Annotated in this window: 22 protein-coding genes and 1 pseudogene; 15 read left to right on the top strand and 8 right to left on the bottom strand. The window is 68.4% G+C overall.

Annotated elements, in window-relative coordinates:
- Nucleotides 1–308 precede the first annotated feature (308 nt).
- On the bottom strand, nt 309–1,874 hold the full coding sequence (locus QK444_RS03265; protein ID WP_282776887.1) for an ATP-dependent DNA ligase: 1,566 nt from the start codon (nt 1,872–1,874) through the stop codon (nt 309–311).
- A gap of 93 nt (nt 1,875–1,967) precedes the next feature.
- Here QK444_RS03265 and ramB point away from each other — a divergent pair, with 93 nt between their 5' ends.
- The 9 genes and pseudogenes from ramB (at nt 1,968) to QK444_RS03220 (ending at nt 10,415) form a co-directional block, all read left to right on the top strand.
- Nucleotides 1,968–3,377: an acetate metabolism transcriptional regulator RamB gene (gene ramB / locus QK444_RS03260; RefSeq protein WP_282776885.1), complete on the top strand. Its 1,410-nt coding sequence runs from the start codon at nt 1,968–1,970 to the stop codon at nt 3,375–3,377.
- 218 nt (nt 3,378–3,595) lie between these two features.
- Entirely contained in the window at nt 3,596–4,876 is a 1,281-nt protein-coding gene (gene urtA / locus QK444_RS03255; RefSeq protein ID WP_282776884.1) for an urea ABC transporter substrate-binding protein, read from the top strand.
- A gap of 75 nt (nt 4,877–4,951) precedes the next feature.
- A complete protein-coding gene (gene urtB, locus QK444_RS03250; RefSeq protein WP_282776883.1) occupies nt 4,952–5,836 on the top strand; it encodes an urea ABC transporter permease subunit UrtB in 885 nt (294 codons plus the stop codon).
- Entirely contained in the window at nt 5,833–7,023 is a 1,191-nt protein-coding gene (gene urtC, locus QK444_RS03245) for an urea ABC transporter permease subunit UrtC (protein WP_282776881.1), read from the top strand. The genes urtB and urtC overlap by 4 nt, the downstream gene beginning before the upstream one ends.
- A complete protein-coding gene (gene urtD, locus QK444_RS03240; protein ID WP_282776879.1) occupies nt 7,020–7,841 on the top strand; it encodes an urea ABC transporter ATP-binding protein UrtD in 822 nt (273 codons plus the stop codon). Before urtC ends, urtD begins: the two co-directional genes overlap by 4 nt.
- Nucleotides 7,841–8,533, top strand: a complete 693-nt coding sequence (urtE, locus tag QK444_RS03235) for an urea ABC transporter ATP-binding subunit UrtE (RefSeq protein WP_282776877.1) — start codon at nt 7,841–7,843, stop codon at nt 8,531–8,533. The genes urtD and urtE overlap by 1 nt, the downstream gene beginning before the upstream one ends.
- 13 nt (nt 8,534–8,546) lie before the next feature.
- Nucleotides 8,547–8,834: pseudogene (locus QK444_RS03230) on the top strand (GntR family transcriptional regulator); the annotation flags it as partial.
- A gap of 348 nt (nt 8,835–9,182) precedes the next feature.
- A complete protein-coding gene (locus QK444_RS03225; protein ID WP_282776888.1) occupies nt 9,183–9,821 on the top strand; it encodes an FCD domain-containing protein in 639 nt (212 codons plus the stop codon).
- A 54-nt stretch (nt 9,822–9,875) separates the two neighbouring features.
- Complete coding sequence (locus tag QK444_RS03220; RefSeq protein WP_282776875.1) at nt 9,876–10,415, top strand: carboxymuconolactone decarboxylase family protein; 540 nt, start codon at nt 9,876–9,878, stop codon at nt 10,413–10,415.
- A gap of 276 nt (nt 10,416–10,691) precedes the next feature.
- Here QK444_RS03220 and QK444_RS03215 read toward each other — a convergent pair whose 3' ends face one another.
- Nucleotides 10,692–11,558, bottom strand: a complete 867-nt coding sequence (locus QK444_RS03215; protein ID WP_282776873.1) for an alpha/beta hydrolase — start codon at nt 11,556–11,558, stop codon at nt 10,692–10,694.
- A gap of 140 nt (nt 11,559–11,698) precedes the next feature.
- Entirely contained in the window at nt 11,699–12,469 is a 771-nt protein-coding gene (locus tag QK444_RS03210; protein WP_282776870.1) for a TetR/AcrR family transcriptional regulator C-terminal domain-containing protein, read from the bottom strand.
- A 125-nt stretch (nt 12,470–12,594) separates the two neighbouring features.
- On the opposite strand from QK444_RS03210, the gene QK444_RS03205 reads away from it, so the two are divergent.
- Nucleotides 12,595–12,972 carry a VOC family protein gene (locus tag QK444_RS03205; RefSeq protein ID WP_282776868.1) on the top strand — a complete coding sequence of 126 codons (378 nt, stop codon included), beginning with the start codon at nt 12,595–12,597 and terminating at the stop codon, nt 12,970–12,972.
- A 62-nt stretch (nt 12,973–13,034) separates the two neighbouring features.
- The gene (locus tag QK444_RS03200; RefSeq protein ID WP_282776866.1) at nt 13,035–13,439 is read left to right on the top strand and encodes a nuclear transport factor 2 family protein; all 405 of its coding nucleotides are present in this window, start codon (nt 13,035–13,037) and stop codon (nt 13,437–13,439) included.
- On the opposite strand, the gene QK444_RS03195 is transcribed toward QK444_RS03200, so the two are convergent.
- Complete coding sequence (locus tag QK444_RS03195; RefSeq protein ID WP_282776864.1) at nt 13,436–14,284, bottom strand: SDR family oxidoreductase; 849 nt, start codon at nt 14,282–14,284, stop codon at nt 13,436–13,438. The genes QK444_RS03200 and QK444_RS03195 overlap by 4 nt on opposite strands.
- 98 nt (nt 14,285–14,382) lie before the next feature.
- Between QK444_RS03195 and QK444_RS03190 the strand changes: the two genes are divergently transcribed.
- Nucleotides 14,383–14,787, top strand: a complete 405-nt coding sequence (locus QK444_RS03190) for a helix-turn-helix domain-containing protein (RefSeq protein ID WP_051037803.1) — start codon at nt 14,383–14,385, stop codon at nt 14,785–14,787.
- Nucleotides 14,788–14,807: 20 nt separating this feature from the next.
- On the opposite strand, the gene QK444_RS03185 is transcribed toward QK444_RS03190, so the two are convergent.
- Nucleotides 14,808–15,203 (bottom strand): nuclear transport factor 2 family protein, encoded by a 396-nt coding sequence (locus QK444_RS03185; protein ID WP_029926265.1) that lies wholly within the window; start codon nt 15,201–15,203, stop codon nt 14,808–14,810.
- 102 nt (nt 15,204–15,305) lie between these two features.
- Entirely contained in the window at nt 15,306–15,452 is a 147-nt protein-coding gene (locus QK444_RS03180) for a hypothetical protein (protein ID WP_282776859.1), read from the bottom strand.
- Between the two features lie 327 nt (nt 15,453–15,779).
- Here QK444_RS03180 and QK444_RS03175 point away from each other — a divergent pair, with 327 nt between their 5' ends.
- Entirely contained in the window at nt 15,780–16,184 is a 405-nt protein-coding gene (locus tag QK444_RS03175) for a hypothetical protein (protein WP_282776857.1), read from the top strand.
- Between the two features lie 177 nt (nt 16,185–16,361).
- Nucleotides 16,362–16,745 carry a hypothetical protein gene (locus QK444_RS03170; protein ID WP_282776855.1) on the top strand — a complete coding sequence of 128 codons (384 nt, stop codon included), beginning with the start codon at nt 16,362–16,364 and terminating at the stop codon, nt 16,743–16,745.
- Between the two features lie 395 nt (nt 16,746–17,140).
- Here the strand turns inward: QK444_RS03170 and QK444_RS03165 are convergent, their stop codons facing one another.
- On the bottom strand, nt 17,141–18,838 hold the full coding sequence (locus QK444_RS03165; protein ID WP_282776853.1) for an HNH endonuclease signature motif containing protein: 1,698 nt from the start codon (nt 18,836–18,838) through the stop codon (nt 17,141–17,143).
- A gap of 794 nt (nt 18,839–19,632) precedes the next feature.
- Between QK444_RS03165 and QK444_RS03160 the strand changes: the two genes are divergently transcribed.
- On the top strand, nt 19,633–19,959 hold the full coding sequence (locus tag QK444_RS03160) for a hypothetical protein (RefSeq protein WP_282776851.1): 327 nt from the start codon (nt 19,633–19,635) through the stop codon (nt 19,957–19,959).
- A 39-nt stretch (nt 19,960–19,998) separates the two neighbouring features.
- Here QK444_RS03160 and QK444_RS03155 read toward each other — a convergent pair whose 3' ends face one another.
- On the bottom strand, nt 19,999–21,063 hold the full coding sequence (locus tag QK444_RS03155) for an Lrp/AsnC family transcriptional regulator (RefSeq protein ID WP_282776849.1): 1,065 nt from the start codon (nt 21,061–21,063) through the stop codon (nt 19,999–20,001).
- Between the last annotated feature and the right edge of the window lie 46 nt (nt 21,064–21,109).

Here is a 21,109-nt window from a genome sequence, read left to right as displayed (position 1 = left end):
TGGGAGGCACCCACCCGTCATCCCGCAGCGCCCTGATGACCGACCCACCGACACTTCCAACCCTGCCCCGCCAACCTGGCCCTACCCCCAAGATCCCCTGTGAGTCCGCTGTGCACCGCTCGGCACCCGAACGGCACGCGACAGCGGAGGCGGCAGCCACGCACTGCCGACCGAACCCTCCCGCACGACGGTCGATGGAGCCGCGCGGCGCGCCCAGGCACCTCATGGAACCGCACCGAACAGCGGGTGCGCGGCCGCGTGCGGCAGCGGGAACCGAGGTGCGGTGCATTCGCCTGCGGGGTGGGGGCTCAGGTGGGGCGGATGCCCGGGAGTAAGGCGCGCACGGTGTCGATGGTGTCGGCTTGGGCGGGTTCCTTGTCGGGGCGGTAGCGGACCACACGGGCGAAGCGCAGGGCCACGCCGCCGGTGTAGCGGGTGCTGGCCTGGACGCCGTCGATGGCGATCTCCACGACCAGTTCGGGGCGGAGGAAGACCGTGGTGCCGTCGCGGTCGCGTTCGTGACGCGGGAATTCAGCGGTCTGCCAGTGCAGCAGGGCATCGGTGAGGCCCTTGAAGGTCTTGCCGACCATGACCGGCTCGCCGCCGTCCGGGTCGCGGGCGCCGAGATGCAGGTTGGACAGGTATCCGGTGCGGCGGCCGTAACCCCATTCCGCGCCGAGGACGATGAGGTCCAGCGTGTGCGTGGGTTTGATCTTCTGCCAGGCGCGTCCGCGCCGCCCGGCGGCGTACACCGAATCCAGGGATTTGATCATGATCCCCTCGTGTCCGGCGGCCAGCGCACCGTCGAAGTACTCGGCGGCCGCCTCCACGTCCGGGGTGATGAGCGCCGGAATGCTGTGTCCGGGAGCCACTTTCGTCAATGCTGCGCGTCGGTCCCGCAGCGGTGCGTCGAGCAGGTCGACCCCGTCCAGGTGCAGGCAGTCGAAGAAGTACGGGTGCAGCAGCAGATCGCGGGTCGAGTTCGCCTGCGCCAAGCCCGGATCGCTCGCCACCAGCGCCGGGTCGGAGGCGAAGCGACTCATGGTCTCCTGGAACGGACGGGGCCGCCCGGCATCGTTCAGCGCCAGCGTCTCGCCGTCGAGCACCACGCTGGTGCAATCCAATTCCCGCACCAGCCCGACCAATTCGGGCACCCCGGCGGTGATGTCGCGCAGCGTGCGGGTGAACACCCACACCCGCTCACCGTCGCGGTGCACCTGAATCCGCGCCCCGTCCATCTTGTGCTCGACGCTCACCTCACCCTCGAACTCCGCCATGGCCGCGTCCAGCGCGGAGCCGGGCGAGGCCAGCATGGGTTGCAGCGGCCGTCCCACCTCCAGCCGGAACGCCGCGAGCGCCGCCGCCCCGCCGGTCGCGGCCGCCACCGCCGTCACCGGTAGCCGTCCGGACAGCATGTGCGCCCGCCGCACCGCCGCCACCGGGACCTCGAAGGCCGCCGCCACCGCCTCGGCGACCACCGCCGTCAGCGCCCCCTGCCGCAATTCCCCCGTCAGCAGCCGCAGCAGGAAATCCCGTTCCTCGGCGGTCGCCGCCGACAGCAGGTCCACCAGCAGTTCCCGCCGCCGCACCACCGATCCGGCCCCGGCGGTGGCGGCGAGTTCGCTCAGCACGCGATCCACCCCGCCGACCGTGAGGGTCGGCTCCGGCGCCGGGTCCACCGCGACAGCGGTCAGCGTGCGCCAGCCCGCCCCCACCCGCCCCTGCCGTAGATCACCCGAAACCCACGCCACCACCTGCGCCAATTCATCCACCGTCACCCGCTGGAGCAGCGCCGCGAGCGTGGCGATCTTGGACTTGCGCGAGGTGGTCGCGCGCACCGACGCCGACGCCCGCACCACTTCCGACAACAGCACGGATTCGACGGTAACCCGGGGGTGTGACAGATTGCTCAACAGTTCTGTGAAATTCCCATTGGCAGCCCTGCTAACCCGGCCTAACCTGGACATATGGCCAAGACTTACGTCGGGGCGCGCCTACGGCAGCTGCGCACCGAACGGGGGCTGAGCCAGGTCTCTCTCGCCAAGAAGCTGGAGATCTCGGCGAGCTACCTGAACCAGATCGAACACGATGTGCGTCCGCTCACCGTACCGGTGCTGCTGCGGATCAGCGAGGTGTTCGGCGTCGACGCCAGCTTCTTCTCCTCCCAGGACGACACCCGGCTCATCGCAGAACTCCAGGAAGTCGTGATGGACCAGGAACTCGGCATCGAGGCGGACGCCGCCGAGATCGCCGACATGGTGTCCGCACACCCGACGCTGGCGCGCGCCATGGTGAATATGCACCGCCGCTACCGCAATACGACCGCACAGCTGGCCGCCGCCACCGAGGACCGCTTCGCCGACGGCAGCGGCTCCGGAGCCATCTCCCGCCCGCACGAGGAGGTGCGCGACTTCTTCTATCAGCGACAGAACTACATTCACGAATTGGACACCGCCGCAGAGGAACTCGCCACCCGTATGCGCTTCCACGGCGGCGATCTCAAACGCGAGATCGCCCGCCGCCTCACCACCGCGCACGGCGTGCAGATCGTGGAGCGCATCGACCTCGGCGAGGGCGTGCTGCACCGCTACGACGAGGAGAACCGCCGCCTGGAGATCGCGCCGCACCTGTCCGGCGGCCAGCGGGTTTTCAAGCTCGCCGCCGAACTCGGCTACCTGGAATGCGGCGAGCTCATCGAAAAGCTGGTCGAGGAAGGCAATTTCACCAACGACGAGACCCGTGTGCTGGCGAAGCTCGGACTGGCCAACTACTTCGCCGCCGCCACCGTGCTGCCCTACACGCATTTCCACGAGGTGGCCGAGGACTTCCGCTACGACATCGAGCGCCTGTCGGCCTTCTTCACGCAGAGTTACGAAACCATCTGTCACCGCCTGTCCACCCTGCAACGCCCCAAACTGCGCGGCGTCCCGTTCTCCTTCGTGCGTGTGGATCGCGCGGGCAATATGTCGAAACGGCAGTCCGCCACCGGTTTTCACTTCTCGTCGAGCGGCGGCACCTGCCCGCTGTGGAATGTGTACGAGACCTTCGCCTACCCGGGCCGCATCATGACGCAGATCGCCCAGATGCCCGACGGTCGCAAATATCTCTGGATCGCCCGCACGGTGGAGCGCCGCGCCACCCGCTACGGCGAGCCGAGCAAGACCTTCGCCATCGGCCTGGGGTGCGAACTGCGCCATGCCACGCGCGTGGTGTACGCCGACGGCCTGGATCTGCACGACCCCAAGGCCACCCCGATCGGCGCGGGCTGCCGGGTCTGCGAGCGCACCAACTGCCCGCAGCGCGCCTTCCCGCCGCTGGGCAAATCGCTCGACATCAGCGAGCACCGAAGTTCCATTTCTCCGTACGTGATTCTCTGACCAGGTAGGACCCGTTTTCTCACCGCGCGATCCGGCCGCGGTGAGGAAGAATTCACCCGTACGCAACCTGGGAAATCGGACAGACATCGAGAGACATTCGGGCGCAACACTTCCCGTTTACCGTTCACGCCACGAATACAGCCGCTGTATACGCGGCTCGTATTCGTCGCGGCATGTCACTTGCCGCGGTACACCGTGAAGTGAGAAGGGTCCGCCCCATGCAAGATTCTCGAGACCTCGGCCGAGATACGTCCCGGCGCCTGCGCAAGGCGATCGCCGTTCCGACCGCGGTGGCGCTGTCCGCGCTGCTGCTGGCCGGATGCGGCTCCCGGGACACCGATACGGCCTCGGGCTCCAATGCCACGTCCTGCGTAGACACCAGCGCCCCCACCATCAAGGTCGGGTCACTGCACTCGCTGACCGGCACCATGGCCATCAGCGAGGTCACCGTCGCCAACTCCACCAAGATGGCGGTCGACGAGATCAACGCCGCGGGCGGCGTGCTCGGCAAGCAGATCGAGCTGGTGCTCGAGGACGGCGCCTCGGACCCCAAGACCTTCGCGGAGAAGGCCGAGAAGCTGATCAGCTCCGACTGTGTGGCCGCGGTCTTCGGCGGCTGGACCTCGGCCAGCCGCAAGGCCATGAAGCCCAAGTTCGAATCGCTGAATTCGCTGCTCTACTACCCGGTTCAGTACGAGGGCCTGGAAGACAGCGAGAACATCTTCTACACCGGCGCCACCACCAATCAGCAGATCCTCCCGGCGCTGGACTACCTGAAGCAGCAGGGCATCACCTCGCTGTACCTGGTGGGCTCCGACTACGTCTTCCCGCAGACCGCCAACCGCGAGATCAAGGCGTGGGCCGAGGCCAACGGCATGGAGATCAAGGGCGAGGATTACGCGCCGCTGGGCTCCACCGACTTCTCCACCATCGTCAACAAGGTCCGCGGCGCGGGCGCGGGCGCGGTGTTCAACACCCTCAACGGTGATTCCAATGTCGCGTTCTTCCGCGAGTACGCCAATGCCGGCCTGAACGCCCAGACCATGCCGGTGGTCTCGGTCTCCATCGCGGAGGAGGAGGTGGCGGGCATCGGCGTGCAGAACATCGTCGGCCAGCTGACCTCGTGGAACTACTACCAGACACTGGACACCCCGGCGAACAAGAAGTTCGTCGACGCCTACAAGGCCGCCTTCGGCGCGGACAAGCCCACCTCCGACCCCATGGAGGCCGCCTACACCTCGGTCTACCTGTGGAAGAACACCGTCGAGAAGGCGAATTCCTTCGCGGTGGCCGATATCCAGGCCGCGGCCGACGGCGTGAGCTTCGATGCCCCCGAGGGCACGGTCGTGATCGACGGCGACAACCACCACATCACCAAGACCGCGCGCATCGGTGAGATCCGGGCCGACGGCCTCATCTACACGGTGTGGGACTCGGGTCAGCCGATCGTGCCGGACCCCTACCTGAAGTCCTACGACTGGGCCAAGGGCCTGAAGTAACCGACAGCCTTCGATGAGGGGCGGCCGGGCGTGGATTTCCGCGCCCGGCCGTAGAGGCGAAATCGAGGTATCGCAATGGATGTAGCTGTCGCACAGCTGTTCACGGGATTGAGCCTGGGCTCGATTCTGTTACTCGCCGCGCTCGGCCTGTCCCTGACCTTCGGTCAGATGGGCGTCATCAATATGGCACACGGCGAATTCATCATGGCCGGTTGCTACACGACATTCGTCGTGCAACAGGTCATCTCCGCGACCGGCGTGGCGTTGATCGTCTCGCTGATCGTCGGATTCATCGTCGGCGGCCTGCTCGGCGCGGCCCTGGAGGCGGGCCTGATCCGCTTCATGTACGACCGTCCGCTGGACACCCTGCTGGTCACCTTCGGTGTCGGCCTGGTGTTACAGCAGTTGGCGCGCAATATCTTCGGCGCGCCCGCCAAGAACGTGGTCGCACCCGAATGGCTGACCGGCGGTATCGCCATCGCCGGGACGGTGGTCCCCAAGACCCGCATCTTCATCATGGTGCTGGCGGTGATCGCGGTGATCGCGCTCGCCGTCGCGCTCAAGGCCACCCCGCTCGGCCGACGCATCCGGGCCGTGGTCCAGAACCGCAGCCTCGCCGAGACTTCCGGCATCTCCAGCCGGTTCACCGACCTGTCCACCTTCTTCATCGGCTCCGGCCTCGCCGCCGTCGCCGGAGTGGCGCTCACCCTGATCGGCTCCACCAGCCCGACCATCGGGCAGAGCTATCTGGTGGACGCCTTCCTGGTGGTGGTGATCGGCGGCCTCGGGCAGATCAAGGGCACGGTCATCGCGGCCTTCGGGATGGGCCTGCTCAATTCGTTCATCGAATACTCCACCACCGCCTCGGTGGCGAAGGTGATCGTCTTCATCGTCATCGTGGTGTTCCTGCAGGTGCGTCCGCAGGGCCTGTTCACCGTCCGCACCAGGAGTCTCGCATGAGCAGCATCGGACGTTTCAGCGCGAATTCTTCCGTCAAACCACTGGCGGGCTTCGCCATCGCCGCCATTCTGCTGTTCGGCGTGGCACCGGTGGCGCTCAGCGATTTCCGGTTGAGCCTGCTGGCGAAGTTCCTGTGCTTCGCCATCGTCGCGGTCGGCATCGGCCTGGCCTGGGGGCGGGGCGGCATGCTCACCCTCGGGCAGGGCGTGTTCTTCGGCATCGGCGCGTACATCATGGCCATGCACATGCAGATGGCCGATGCCGCGCGCTCGGGTGAGGATGTGCCGGAGTTCATGGTGATCGCGGGCATCCCCGAATTGCCCTCGTACTGGCAGCCTTTCGCCTCGGCTCCGGTCGCGATCCTGAGCATTCTGGTGCTGCCCGCACTGCTCGCGGCGGCTCTCGGTTTCGGTGTGTTCAAGCGCCGGGTCAAGGGCGCGTACTTCGCCATCCTGAGTCAGGCGCTGGCCGCCGCGCTGGCCATCCTGCTCACCGGGCAGCAGACCATCGGCGGCTTCACCGGACTCAGCGACTTCCGCTCCTTCTTCGGATTCCGGCTCGACGATCCGGTGAACCGGCGGATGCTGTTCTTCATCGCGGCGGGCGCGCTGCTCGCGGTGGTCGCCATCGCGCGCCAGCTCATGCACAGCCGGTACGGCGAACTGCTGGTGGCGGTGCGCGATCAAGAGGAGCGGGTGCGCTTCCTCGGCTACGACCCGGCCAATATCAAGATCGTCGCGTATGTGGTGGCGGCCTTCTTCGCGGGGATCGCGGGGGCGCTGTTCACGCCCATCGTCGGCATCATCTCCCCGGCGGATATCGGGGTGGTGCCCTCCATCGCCTTCCTCATCGGCGTCGCCATCGGCGGGCGCACCACGCTGCTCGGTCCGGTGCTGGGCGCCATCGGCGTGGCGTGGGCGCAGACCACGTTCTCCGAGCAGTTCCCCTCCGGCTGGACGTATCTGCAGGGTGTGCTGTTCATCGTGGTGGTCGGCTTCCTGCCCGCCGGTCTGGCCGGATTCGGGCCGCTGGCGCGGCAGTTCGCGCAACGGGTGCGGCCCACGTCCCGGGCGACCGGCGACGCGGCGGCCTCGGACGCCGTTGTCGACGCCGGGACAACCACCGATGCTCCGGTCACGGGCGACCCCGAATCTCCGGCGGAGGAAGAGAAGGTGCAGGCACGATGACCACCGTCGCGCACGAACCCAAAATCGGCGGTAATGCCGGAATGGACAGCGAATACCTCGAAATCCGGGGACTGTCGGTGAGTTTCGACGGCTTCAAGGCCGTCTCCGATGTGGACCTGACCGTGCTGCAGGGCGATCTGCGCTTCCTCATCGGCCCCAACGGCGCGGGCAAGACCACGCTCATCGACGCCATCACCGGACTGGTCCCGGCCACCGGCTCGGCGCAGAAGTCCGGCCGGGAACTCATCGGCCGCAAGGTGCACCAGATCGCCCGGATGGGTGTGGGCCGCACCTTCCAGACCGCGAGCGTCTTCGAACAGCTCACGGTGCTGCAGAACCTGGATATCGCGGCAGGGGCCGGGCGGTCGGCGCTCACCCTGCTGCGACGACGCAAGTCGGTGCTGCCCGCCATCGAAGAGGCTTTGGAGACAACGGGTTTGACCGCCTTGCGGGACAAGCCCGCCGGCGTGCTCGCGCACGGACAGAAGCAGTGGCTGGAGATCGGCATGCTGCTGGTGCAGAACGCCTCCGTGCTGCTGCTCGACGAACCCGTCGCCGGCATGAGCGCCGAGGAGCGCGAAGAGACCGGAAACCTGCTGCGCCGCATCGGCGGTGACCGCGTAGTGGTCGTGGTGGAGCACGATATGGACTTCATGCGCTCCTTCGCCACCTCGGTGACGGTGCTGGCCGGGGGCCGGGTGCTCTCCGAGGGCACCGTGGCCGAGGTGCAGGACGACCCCAAGGTGCAGGAGGTGTACCTCGGCACCGCCACGGCGGCCGAGCACTCCGCCGCCACCGAGTCCGAGGAGGCACGCTGATGCTCGAACTAGCCGACATCCACACCGGATACGGGCGCACCGAAGTGATTCACGGGGTGTCTCTGACGGTTCCGGACGACGGGGTGGTCGCCATCATGGGCCACAACGGCGCCGGGAAGACCTCGCTGCTGCGCGCCGCCGTGGGCCTGCTGCCGACCAAGTCGGGACGGATCATCTTCGACGGCAAGGACATCACCAAGCTGCCGCCCTCCAAGCGGGTGCGCCACGGCATCGCCTACGTGCCGCAGGGGCAGCAGTCGTTCGGGCAGCTCTCCACCATGGAGAACCTCCAGGTGGTGGCGGACGGGCGCAAGCGCGGCAAGGAACTCGTCGCCGAGGCGCTGGACCTGTTCCCGGCACTGCGCGAGCTGCTGACCCGCAAGGCCGGGCTGCTCTCCGGCGGCCAGCGCCAGCAGCTGGCCATCGCCCGCGCGCTGATCACCGAGCCGAAACTGCTCATCCTCGATGAGCCCACCGAGGGCATCCAGCCGTCGGTGGTGGCCGAGATCGAGCGCACCATCCTCGATCTCACCCGACGCGGTGGATTGAGCGTGCTGCTGGTCGAGCAACACATCGGCTTCGCGCTGCAGGCCGCCCAGCAGTACTACGTACTGCGGTCCGGACGGATCACCTCATCCGGCGCGGGCGGCGCGGGAGCCGAAACCGACGTCCGCACGGCCATGGCCATCTGATCGGGCATACGGCATGGCGCGCAGGGGGCGTATTCCGTTGTCCGAGCGGGTGTACCGGGCGCTGCAGGGCGACCTGGCGGCGGGGGTGCTGGTGCCGACCGAACGACTCCGCGAGGAACGCCTCGCGGAGATCTACGGGGTATCCCGCACCCCCGTCCGCGAGGCCCTGGCGCGGCTGCTCGCCGACGGCCTGATCGAGCGGCTGCCGGACGGGCTCTACCCGTACCGGCCCCGCCTCGACGAACTGGCGGACCTGTACGAGCTGCGAATCCTGCTGGAATCGCACGGCATTCACCGGCTCCGCACGAGCGAACCGGTCGGCGTCGCGGCGGAGCCGAACCCGGTCGCGACCACCGTCGCCGCCGAGACGGTAGGGGGACCCGCCGCCAAGGCGATAGGGCGACCCGCCGCCAAGACGATAGGGCGACCCGCCGCCAAGACGGTTGGGCGGCCCGCCGCCAAGACGGTTGGGCGGCCCGCCGCCAAGACGGTTGGGCGGCCCGCCGCCGCGGGACCACCGGCGCGAACCACCGCCCCGCCGTCCGAACAGCCCGCCGTCACCGAACCGCCGAAACAGTACGCAACCGCCGAGTCGGCGGCACACCCCGCTGTCGCCGACACAGCGGCACACCTCACGGCTGCGGAACGGGTGGCCGGGCCTGCCGTCGAACCGGAGGCCGAGCCGGGCACGGCCGTGGCCGCCACGACACGCGAGCAGCTCGCCGCAGCCGGTGGTTCCACCACGGCGAGAACCACGCGCGCGGAGCCGGTCCGCCGGACGCCGCCCGAACCCACCCCGTCGGTACGCGCCGTCGATACGGCGGAAGAATTCCGAGCGAGGGCGGTTCACCCGACGACGAACTCGGGAAGCCCACCGAGGGCACGGGGGGCACGGCCGCGCTACGACGCGGCGATGATCGAGCGGGAGCTGGAGATCTGGCAGGATCTGCGCGCGTATCCGCCGCCACCGGGGGCGGAGCTCATAGCCGCCGACGAGCGCTTCCACTCCCGGCTGCTCGCGGCCTCCGGCAACGCCGCCCTCGCCGACGCGCTGGCGACGGTACACGCGCGGGTGCGGCCGATCCGGGCCCTGGACATCCCCACCCCGGAGCGGATCGCCGTCATGACCGCCGAGCACATCGCCATCGCGGAGCGGTTGCTCGCGGGCGATCTCGACCAGGGGCTGTCGGTGCTGGTCGCACACATCACCACCTCGCGCGACCATGTGCTGGCCCGCGCCGAGCACGCGCTGCGACTGACGAAACTGGCCCGCGCACTGCGTGATTGAGCCAAAGGTTACCGGTTGGTAGTCGCTGGCTGGGACAGTTTGTTAGCGTGTGGCATGGTGTCGAATCAGCCGCGTATCGCTCCCGGCCGTTTCCGAGAGCTGGGCCCCGTCAACTGGTTGGTCTGGCAGATCATCTCCCGCGCCGCGGGCACCGACGACGCGCACCTGTTCAGCACCCTCGGCCAGGCCAAGGGTCTGTTCCGCGGCTGGCTGCACTACTCCGGGCGGCTCATGCCGGGCGGCTCCCTGCCCCGCTACGACACCGAACTGGTGATCCTGCGCGTCGCCCATCTGCGCGACTGCGAATACGAGACCGACCATCACATCCGGTTGGGCAAGCGCGCGGGCATCACCCAGGAGATCCTCGAGCGCCTGCGCCGCGGCCCCGCCGACGAAGGCTGGAACGCCAAGGAGCGCGCACTGCTCACCGCCGTCGACCAAGTCGTCACCACCCGCGATCTCGACGATGCCGCGTGGAAGTCACTGGCGGAGCACTACTCCGAACCCGAACTCATCGAATTCGTGCTTCTCGTCAACCAGTACGAGGGCCTGGCCAGCACCATCACCGCACTGCGCATCCAGCCCGATCACTGACACGAGCCCTGGGGCACGGTCGGGTGATCGGCCACCGCCCGCGGCGCGCTGTCTGCGTCGGACTCCATGGTCGCGGGCGGCCCGGTCCGATTCGGTCCGGTCGACGCCAGGAAGCCCCGCGATCGGTGTGGTCCGCGGCGGTCGCAGCGCGCCGAATCCAGGCTGCGCGGAGAAGCTGACCCGGTGGGCTGGTGCACAACCTTCGTTCACAGCACCTCGTAGGAGGCGCTCACCGCGCGACCGCGCCGCGCAGCTTCCGCCGGGCCGACGGCGCGATCAGCGGCCGGTGAAGAAAGCGTCAGCCGCCTCGAACGTGGCCTCCGGGGCCTCCAGTTGCGGCCAGTGGCCGATCCGGTCCAGGGAGACCACATCCGGGTCCGGCACCACCTCGCGGTAGCGCGCGGCCATGTGCGCACCCGAATTGGGATCGACCGCGCCATTGATGAACCGCAGCGGCACGACGGCTTTGGCCAGCGGCTCCACCCAGCGCTCGCGGTACCGCACCCGTTCCAGGGTGAAGCGGCCGACCTTGTGGTTCACCCAGCGTCCGTGGTTGTACTCGACGATGTCGAGGAAGTCGCGCATATCGGCGGCGCTGGGCTTGGTGGCGGGACCGAACACCTCGCGCACGGCCAGTCGCAGCAGCGGCGGCGGCAGCAGCGGGCCGAGGACATCGCCCGCGGGCGACGACAGCACCCGCTGCACCAGGCGGGGACGATAGACCTCCGGGAAGAGACCGCCATTGAGGAACGCCACCGCGCGAATCCGCGGCAGCGACGGATCGGTGATACGGCGGGCCAGCATCTCCTGCACCACACTGACTCCCAGATCGTGCGCCAGGATCAGCACCTCGTCGAACCCCTGCGCCCGCAGCAGCGCCTCGTGCATGTCGGCGTGCTCGAGCACGCTGTAGTGATGCCGAAGCGGCTTGTCGGAGAAGCCCATTCCCAACATGTCCGGCGCGAGCACGTCGTAACGCTCGGTGAGCCGGAACCAGATGCGGTGCCAGTCGAAGGAATTGAACGGATAGCCGTGGACCAGCAACAGGGCCGGGCCCCGGCCGGACCGCCGATAGAACACGCGGTATCCGGAGAACGGGAAGAACTTTCCCGCCGTGAGCCAGTGTTCGAGTTCCGCTCGCACGACCCCTCCAGTCCTGTCGCGCCCCGAGTAGTCGCCCGGACAGCCATTGCACCGCACACCGCACCGGCCGGCAAGCGGATGTGAGAAGTCAGTCGCTTCGCGGCTTTCCGCGACGGACGGCTCGCCCGTGGGGCACCATGTCAGCGGTCCGAGGGCCGCTCGATGAGTGCGGCCAGGCCGTCCAGCACCCGCGCCAGACCGAATTCGTACGCGTGGTCGGCGCTGTAGGCGGCGTCGTGGGCCTGCCCGGCCGCGGCTCCCACCCGGGCGGCGAGCGGATAGCGTTCGGCGTCGAACACACGCTCGAGCACCGGTGCGGCCCGCTCCCACCATTCGTGATCGCTCATTCCGCTGTCCGCGGCGGCATTTCGGGTGTCGATCGCGATGCGCGCCACGGAATGCACGAATCCGAGCACATGGGTCAGGGCGGAGTCCATCTCCAGATCGGTGAGCCCGAGACCGTCGAAGGCACTCAACTCGTGCTCGTACTTCGCCGCCACGCCCGGACCGAGCGGCGGCCGGGTGGTCGGCACATAGGCCACCCACGGGTGCGCGGCGAGCATCGCCCGGTTCTCCGCCGCGATGGCGGAAACCCTTTCGCGCCAGGGCTTTCCGGCTGTGTCGCCGCGTTCCATGCGCAGGTAGACGGTATCGAGCATGAGGTCGAGCAGTTCCGCCTTGCCCGGCACATAGGTGTAGGTGGCCATGGGTGTGAGTCCCAGCCGGGCCGCCACCGAGCGCATGGTGAGCGCGCCCAAGCCCTCGGCATCGGCGATCTCGACGGCCGCCGCCACCACCGCGTCCACGGTCGTGCGCTGTTTCGGGCCGCGCGTCGGGCCGCCCCGACCGGGTTCACGCCACAGCAGTTCGAGGGTGCGCGCCGGATCGCCCGCACTGCTCCGCTCTCCCATTCCGAGCACCACCTCCACCCGGGATCGTATCCCTGTGACGCGCATCACGATGCGCGCGGCCGGAAATTTCCGTACAAAGTACAGCGTACTAAGTATAGAGTAAGTCGGCGCACCGAGGAGGACCCATGAAAATCACCGCTTCCGCCATCTCCCTGAATGTGCCGGACCCGCGGGCGTCGGCCCGATTCCTCATCGACCACTTCGGCTTCGCCGAGGAGATGTCGGCCGAGGGATTCGTCTCGCTCAGCCGCCCCGACGCCGGGTTCAACATCATCTACCTGCGCACCGGCCTGTCCACCTTCAAGCCGGAGCGCATCGCCGGCAGCGCGAGCCAAGGGCTGCTGGTGGCCTTCGTCGTCGACGACATCGACGCCGAATACGAGCGCGTGCGCGGCGAGGGCGTGGAGATCGTGACACCCATCGAAACCGAGGAGTGGGGTGAGCGCTACTTCCAGGCGCTCGACCCCAACGGCATCGTCATCCAACTCGTGCAGTGGGTCTGAACCGCAGTTGACCCGACCAGCAGTGAGTCCGAACAGCAGTGGGTCCGAACAGAGGAGAGTCCATGACCACCATGCCGGCGCGCAGCGAATTCACCCCCTCCCCCGCGGATGTGGCGGAGGTACTGGCCTGGTTCGACCGCTACGACGCCTACGCCCGGGCGCGTGACATCGAAGCCATGGCCGATACCGCCATGTACCCGCTCAACGAGGTCACCGATGGGCGCGCGGAGTCCTGCACCCGCGAGCAGTACGTCGCACAGTTGACCGAACAACTCGGCGACAGCGGCGAGGTCACCATGGAATCCACGCGCACACCGCATTTCGTGAACGAGAACCTGGTCTTCGTGATCACGGACGCGACCATCACGGTCGGCGACTTCAGCCAGCAGGTGCGCTACGGCGACCTACTGGTGAAGTGCCGGGACGAGTGGAAGTTCCAGACCATGGTGCAGGGCGGCTGGGCCTAGCCCAGCGCCGCGCGGAACACCTCGACGGCGGGCGTGGAGGCGCGGCCGAGCAGCTTGTGCAGGTCACCGCTGTCGACATCGAGGATGCCGGTGGCGATACCGGCATCGGCGTCGGCCAGCGCCTGGGCGTAGCCCGCGGGCAGACCGGCCTTTTCGAGCGCGGCCGCGTAGTCCGCCTGCGCCAGGTTCTGGTAGCGCACCGGCTTGCCCGCGGCCACCGAGATGGCCTGTGCCAGCTCGGCGTAGGTGAGCCGCTCGTCGCCGCCCAGTTCGTACACCCGCCCGGCGTGACCGTCGGTGGTGAGCACCTGGGCGGCGGCCTCGGCGTAGTCGGCGCGGGCGGCTCCGGCCACCCGGCCCTCGCCCGCCGCACCGTGCAGCACACCGGATTCCACGGCGTGCGCCAGGCCGCCGGTGTAGTTCTCCCAGTACCAGCCGTTGCGCAGCAGGACGGTCGGCACGGTCGCCGCGGCCAGTACCGCCTCGGTGCCGCGATGCTCCTGCGCGAGGATCAGCTCATTGCGTTCGGCATGCGGAATACTGGTGTAGGCGAGCAGTTCCACCCCGGCGCGCTCGGCGGCGCGAATCACGTTGGTGTGCTGCTGCACTCGCTTGCCGAACTCGTTGCCCGACACCAGCAGCACCCGGTCCACCCCGGTCAGTGCGGCGTCCAGCGCGGCCGGATCGTCGTACGAGGCCGCGCGCACCTGCGCGCCGCGCTCGGCCAGATCGGCCACCTTGGCCGGATCGCGCACCACGGCGACAACCGGCTCTCCCCAGCGCAGCAGCGCCTCGACGACGAGACGACCCAGCTGACCACTGGCTCCGGTGACTGCGACGGTCATGACTTACCTCCAGGTTGACGGGAATGAACTACCGTTTCAAGCTGTACTAACTATTAGTAAGTACTAGCTATTCCCGCAATACAAGAAGAGGCGAAAGGATGAGTAATCTCGACCCCATGACCACCCGGCAACCGGACCCCGACCCCACCCTGGAAGCCGACGTCTTCGCGCGAAACTGCGCCTCCCGCCCCGTACTCCAGAACGTGGCCAGCCGCTGGGGCGTCCTCGCACTGGTCGCCCTGCGCGCGGGCCCCTACCGCTTCAGCGCGCTACGCCGCCGCGTCGACGGCATCAGCGAACGGATGCTCTCCCAGACGCTGCAGACCCTGGAACGCGACGGCATGATCCACCGCGAGGTCCAGCAGTCCATCCCCCCGCACGTGGAATACACCCTCACCGAACTCGGAGCGACGGTGGCCGAACAGCTCGAGGGCCTCATCCACATCCTGGAATCGAATATCGACCGGATCACGGCCGCCCAGGCCGAGTACCACCGGGAGTGACGCCCGGCCACCGCCACCGCTCACTGCCGCGCGGCCGCCTCCGCCGCGATCTGCTCGAACTGCTCCCCCATGCGTGCGGCGAGGACCTGTGCACCCGACAGCGGCCGCACCATCACCATGAAGTCGTCGATCCTGCCGTCGGCGTCGAAATGCAGGAAATCGCATCCGGTGATCCGCTTGCCGTCCACGGTCGCCTCGAACACGAACGCGTGATCGCGCCCGTTCCCATCCGCGATCTCCCGCACGTAGCGGAAGTCCTCGAACACCCGCAGCACCGCGCGCAGAATGGCCGCGGTGATCGCCTTGCCCGGATACGGCTTGAACGCCACCGGACTGGTGAACACCACATTGTCGGCCAACAGCGCCTCGATCGCGTCCACATCGCGCGCCTCCACGGCCGCTCGGAAGGGATGCATACCGCCCACCTCTCATACTCAACCAGTTGCATATGAGACGGTAGCGAGGTGCGGGGCGCCGCGCCACGGATTGCCGAGACCCCTCGAATCGGCTGACTGCGGTCAGGACGACGGCCGGCGGATCTCGCGCGGTCCGGCGCTCTCGGCGAACATCACCCGGTCCCACCAGGAGGCCAGCGGGCTCGGCTCCGGCCAGACCACCCGATCCTGACGACGGTCGTTGCGGTCCGGTGCGGCGGTATCACTCATCTCGATCCTCCCGATCCCGATCCGGCGCCGCTGCGCCGGCCGTGTGCGTCCACGATCACCCGCCGGGGTGGTGCGCCGCAGGGGCCGAAGGTCCACATCCCGGTACCCGGATGTCACCCACGGGTGGAACACATGACCTGTCGACTCCGGCGGACCCCCGCGGCCACAACGCAATTCGCCCTCCAGCCGAGCCCCGCACACCGGCCCATCCCGGTGTCAGTGGCGCTGTCAGCCAGGTGTCAGGCCCGTATCAGTCGCCCCGGCGACAGTAGGTACATCGAACACAGCGACCGGGACACACCCGGCGAACCGAAGGAGTGCACCACCATGACCGCCACCGCCACCCTCACCGACCACGACCAGGCCACCGTCCGCACCGCCGCCTACGGCGCAGTGGCCCTGATGGCCGCCGCCGGCGCACCGCACAAGGGCATCAGCCACGGCTCCACCGCCCTGACCTCGGCCACCGGTCTGGTCGGCCACGTACTCGCCGCCAAGTCCCGCGACATCCAACTCCCCGGCAAGACCACGGCCGACCTCGCCGACCAGGTGCTGCCCGCCCTGACCGCGGCCGTCCGCCTGCTCGGCGCCCACTCCCCCACCGAGGCCGCCAACTTCCGCGACACCGTCCTGGTCGCCGTGGACGCCGCCGCCCGCGCCGGCAAGGGAGAACCGAGTCCCGCGGTCGCCGCCATGGGCCGCAAGATCGTGGCGGCCCTCGACGCCGCGTGAGGTGTCCAACGAGCGCGTCACGGGTTCACATCCGAGCCCGTGACGCATTCACCCGACAGCCTTGCGACGTCGGAATACGTTGATCGGCCACCGGAATAGGGCATTCACCTGATTGCCCCGAGACCTACTGTCTGACAACCTGCTTGGACATACCGACACAATGCGAGGAGCCGACTCTTGGCGAAGAATCTTCGGACCCTGATTTCCACCGCCATCGGGCTGGCCGCCGTGGGCATGGTCTCGACCGCGCCGCAGGCGGCAGCGGAAATCGGGGCCCGGGTCGTGATCGCGGGTGGCGGGCTCAGCAATGGGTTCGGGACCGGGTGCGCATACGAGGTGGTGGCGACCGGCGACACCGGCGCCGGGATGGATTTCTACGACAACGGCGTGTGGTTCGCCGCGACCCCGGCGGCCCCCGAACCGAAGACACACGTAGCCACCTGGATTCCGGCCACACCCGGAACGCACACCATCCGGGTTACCCAGAACGGAGCCGCCAAGGACATTGTCCTCACGGTCGGCACCGGCATCAACGCGGGCAGCTCCTGCCTGGTCATCTAGCAGACACGGCCGCTCGACGGGGGGAGCGCGTCACGGGTTCACGCCCGAACCCACAAGTACCGCGTGAAGGTCCCCGACGACGACCTGGCACGCCTGCGGACCGTGGGCGACGCGGTCGCCTTCGTACAGTGCATGGAGACCGAGCAGTCCCACGACCGGTGCCCCGGTGGGGTGTGATTGGTTGGGGCTGGTTGCGGCCTTGTCCATGTGTTGCGGTGTCGGGGGTCGTGTCGGTCCGGGGGTGTTGCCGCAGAGATCTGAAGAGATGAGTGTGGTGGCGTTGGGTGCCTTACCTGGCTTTCGCTGACGCCGGGTCGGGTGCCGCGCGCGTCTGCCCCAGCCCACGGACTGGCTGGGGTTGCGTTCTCGAGATGGGCCTTGTGTGGGGTGGCGGGTTATTGGCGTAAGTGATCGCCCCGGGTCGGGTCCGGGCGCTGGGTGCGGTGGTCTGTCGACGACCGGTCGTGATGGCCGGTGGCTCGTGGATCGGCTGTTCGGTGGTCGCGGTGACGGTGACGGGGCCGGTCGAGATGGTCGGCACCGTGCCGGGTCGGGGTATCGGTGAGCCACTGCTCGGGATGGTGATGCAGATTCACCCGGGGTGCCCGTGCCGGGTGGATGCGGGTCGGGGGTGCCCACACGACACGACCCGGATACCGGCCGCTACCGACACCACCGCTGCGGTTGCCGCCGCTACCGAGGCCGTTGCCGATACTGCCGACACCGCCGCCGCGGTTGCCGCCGCTGCCGATGCTGTTGCCGCCGATGCTGCCGCTGCTACTGCTACTGCTGTTGCTGTTGCCGCGTCCGAGGGTGGCCCACCCCGTCGGATCCTCGACATCCTCGGGAATCTGAGCGTGGCAGCGATCGCACACCAACGTCAGATTCTCGATATCGGTACGACCACCCCGCAACCACGGCACCATATGATGCACCGCACACATCGTCGCGGGAGCCTCACACCCGGGGCGGGTGCAGCCGCGGTCGGCGGCGATACACGCCAACCGCTGCCACGGCGACGCCAACCGATACTTCCCCCGCCCCAAATGCAGGGGCAAACCCTTGCCGTCGAACAGCATCAACAACGGGTAGCTGCCCTCGGCCATCCGCAACGCGTCGGGGATCGACATCACCGATCCTGATGCGGTGTGGGCGTACCCGGCCCCGGCCTGCAAGTCGGTGAGACTCATCGTCAACACCACCGACACCGGCACACCCCGATGCGATCCCAGGTTCTCCGGACCACCCCCGGCAGCCAGGAACGCTTTCACCGCGTCGTGGTTACGCTGCCCGGCACTACGCCGATCCCGCCGCGCCGCCACCTCCATGAGATCCTTGTCGACCGCACCCGGCCCCATCCGGGGACTGTCGGGATCCTCCGGATTACACATGCCCGGACGCGCCCACTTCGCCAAGACGACATCCAGCAGGGCACGCAGTTGCGGGTCGAGCACGCCCTTGATCTCGCTCATGCCGTCCACGCGTTGTTTGCCCACCCAGAGTTCGCGGCGGCGGGCGCGGTCGTCGTCATTGGTGAGGACCCCGTCGGGGTCCAGGCACGACAGCAGCACGTGCCCGACCTTGCTCACATACTCCGGCGGCATCTGGCTCGCCGCGCGGGCGAGGTGCTGTTCGGCCTCGGCCTGCCTCTCGACGGGCACCGCGGCCGGGATACGGTCCATCACCCGCATGATCACCCGCGCGTGCTCCGGGGACACCACACCCTCGGCCTGCAACGCCGCGGTGGTCGGCAACAACGCCGGACCGGGTTCTCCACAGAACGCGCGCGGCCGCAACGACGCCGACGCCCGTACCCGCGCTCCGGCCTCGGCGGCCGACAACCGCAGCACGTCGATCAGATACCCGCGCATCCCCTTGGCCCCGGCACGCTCCCACAGATGCCTGGACTCGACTTCGGCGATCATGCGGTGCGACAGTGCCGCCATCCGACAACGAACGGATTCCATCTCCCGCATGACGTCCACGAGAGCGGTGTCGGACAGTCCGGTGAGATCGGTCGCGAGCAGGGCGTCCATCGCGGCCGACAGACCGGCCGCGGTATCACCGCCTCGCGTTTCCCCCTCCGGAATCATGCACCAATTCTACCGCGAAATCCATTGCAGCAGAACAGCAATAGCCATGTGGTATCGAAATCTTCAGATGCTTACTCACATCATCGAAGCGACAAGCACGCGGACGACTATTGGCAATCCCCAGCTGCCATTCCGACACATGACGGATGATTACGAAGTCAGCGACTATGTCGAAACTCGCCGCAGGATCTCGAATATCGCAGATATCCCACCTCAAAGCGTCGTCCGGTTTCCCACCGCCGACCGGCCCACCGGGTGGCCTCCCGAACCCGCGGGCATCAAGCGAGCCGCTTGTTGACCCGCCACGTCATCGCCAAATTCTGAGATTCCGCCAGGTTGCGGCGCAACTGCCGCCCTCGCTCGGCTGCGCCCGCATCCGGGAACTGTGAGACGCCTGGCAGCGGCTCGCCGAACTCGCCGTCGGCTACGACGACCTCACCGACGAGGTAGCCACCGGGCACCCACGCAACCCAGCCGTCAAGTAACGCCCCAGGTGAGAGGCCGATAGATCGGTACACGGCCGGAATCCACCGCGGCTCGCCTTCGCTCGTGGGGGCACGATGTCATATCCCCGAGAACATCCGCCGCCGCGACCAGCACGGCACGGTGCGGTGCCGCCTGTAGGTGTCGTCGTGGTCGGTATCGCCGCGGCGGTGTGGGTGGTCGTGTTCGGTGCGACACTTGCCGTCCTGCTCGGTGGCGTCGACCGGTACGAGTCAACGACGCCTCGGTACACGGAGTACTCGAAGGCGATTCCTACCGCGTCGAGTGGGCCGGACTCGGAGCGTTCACCGGTGACAGCGCCGCCAGAGGTCGCCGCGCCGCCGTCCGCGACCGCACCACCCGCCACCCCGACCCGACCTCCGGCCACCGCCGAGACGCCACCGATCGCGCCAGCCGCACCGGTGCCGCAGGCCGCGCCGACGGAACCTCAAACCGCACCGCCCGCAGCGGATTCCGGCTGTCACCCCTCCTACGATCCCTGCCTGCCGATCGTCAGCGATGTGGACTGCGCCGGTGGGAGCGGCAACGGGCCCGTGTACACACCGGGACCCGTGCGGGTCATCGGGCCGGACGAGTACGGGCTCGATCGCGACCGCGACGGGGTGGGCTGCGAATAGCGCGGAGGGGTAGACGAGCCGCCGCTCGACGGATCGCGTTCAGGACCAGACCTCGAACGGGACATGCCCCACCGCGATGCCGCTGCGGGGGTCGAGCAGGCGGCCCATGCGTTTGAGGGCGCTGAGGGTGTAGGAGCGTTCGGTGATGGCGATGGCCGGAAAGTGGTGCAGGAGGCGGGATTCCAGGGTGACCAGCTCCTGAGGGGTGCGCAGCCAGGCGATCAGCATGACATTGCTCTCGTCGTCGGCGGTCACCACGCAGAGCCGGATCTCCGGCCACTCGGGTAACGCCGCACCGAGGGCGTCCAGGTCGGTGGCCGGGATGCGCGCCCGGATATTGGTGTTCACCCGCCAGCCCGCCGCCTGCTGGGCGAAATCGCAGCGGAAGATCAAGCGGCCGGAGCGGCTCATCTCCGAGATGCGGCGGCGCACCGTGGCGTCGCTGAGGCCGGTGTCGGCGGCCAGTTCGACCGCGCTGCGGCGGGCGTCGGCGCCGAGGGCGAGCACCAGTTCCCGATCGCCGCGGCGGCGGCGCGGCGCTCCCGGTGCGCGCTCGTCGCCCTCGGTCAGCAGCGCTTCCTGCGTCGGGTCCAGGGCACGGGGACGCCAGTGGCTGCCGTCGGAGTACTGGTGCACGGCCACGGCCAGGCGGGCCTCCTCGATGCCGGGGTGCTCGGCCAGCCAGCGGACGCGGAAGTCGTCCAGGGCGGCTGGTGATTCGGCCGCCACCGACAGTTGCAGGTCGTAGCGTCCGCTGGTCCGGTCGACCGCGAACACGCAGCCGTACGTGCTGGACCGGGCGGACACCTCGGCGACCGTATCGGGGCGACATCGCAGGCGCACGTAGCCGACCGTGGCGAACTCCGGCGCGTACGCGGTCGTCCAGGCCAGGCCGGTATCGGTGAGGTGCTGCCAGCGGCGGGCCGCGGTGGTGGCGTCGATGCCGAGGGACGCGCCGATCAGGGACCAGGGTGCCCGCGGGCTGATCTGCAGCGCGTTCACCAGGTCCAAGTCGCGCTCGCCGAACTCGACCGCGACGTCGAAACCCTGCGCGGGGGTGTTACCGATGTCGGATTCCGGCGTTTCCGATGTGCTGTAGAACACATGACCCATTGTGACAGCACCGCCACGCCAAGAGGAGGAACCACGG

It is taken from the genome of Nocardia sp. CC201C, assembly GCF_030010695.1.
Classification (GTDB): domain Bacteria; phylum Actinomycetota; class Actinomycetes; order Mycobacteriales; family Mycobacteriaceae; genus Nocardia; species Nocardia otitidiscaviarum.
Note: the sequence above shows the minus strand (reverse complement) of the source record. Positions and strands in the feature narration are given on the sequence as shown.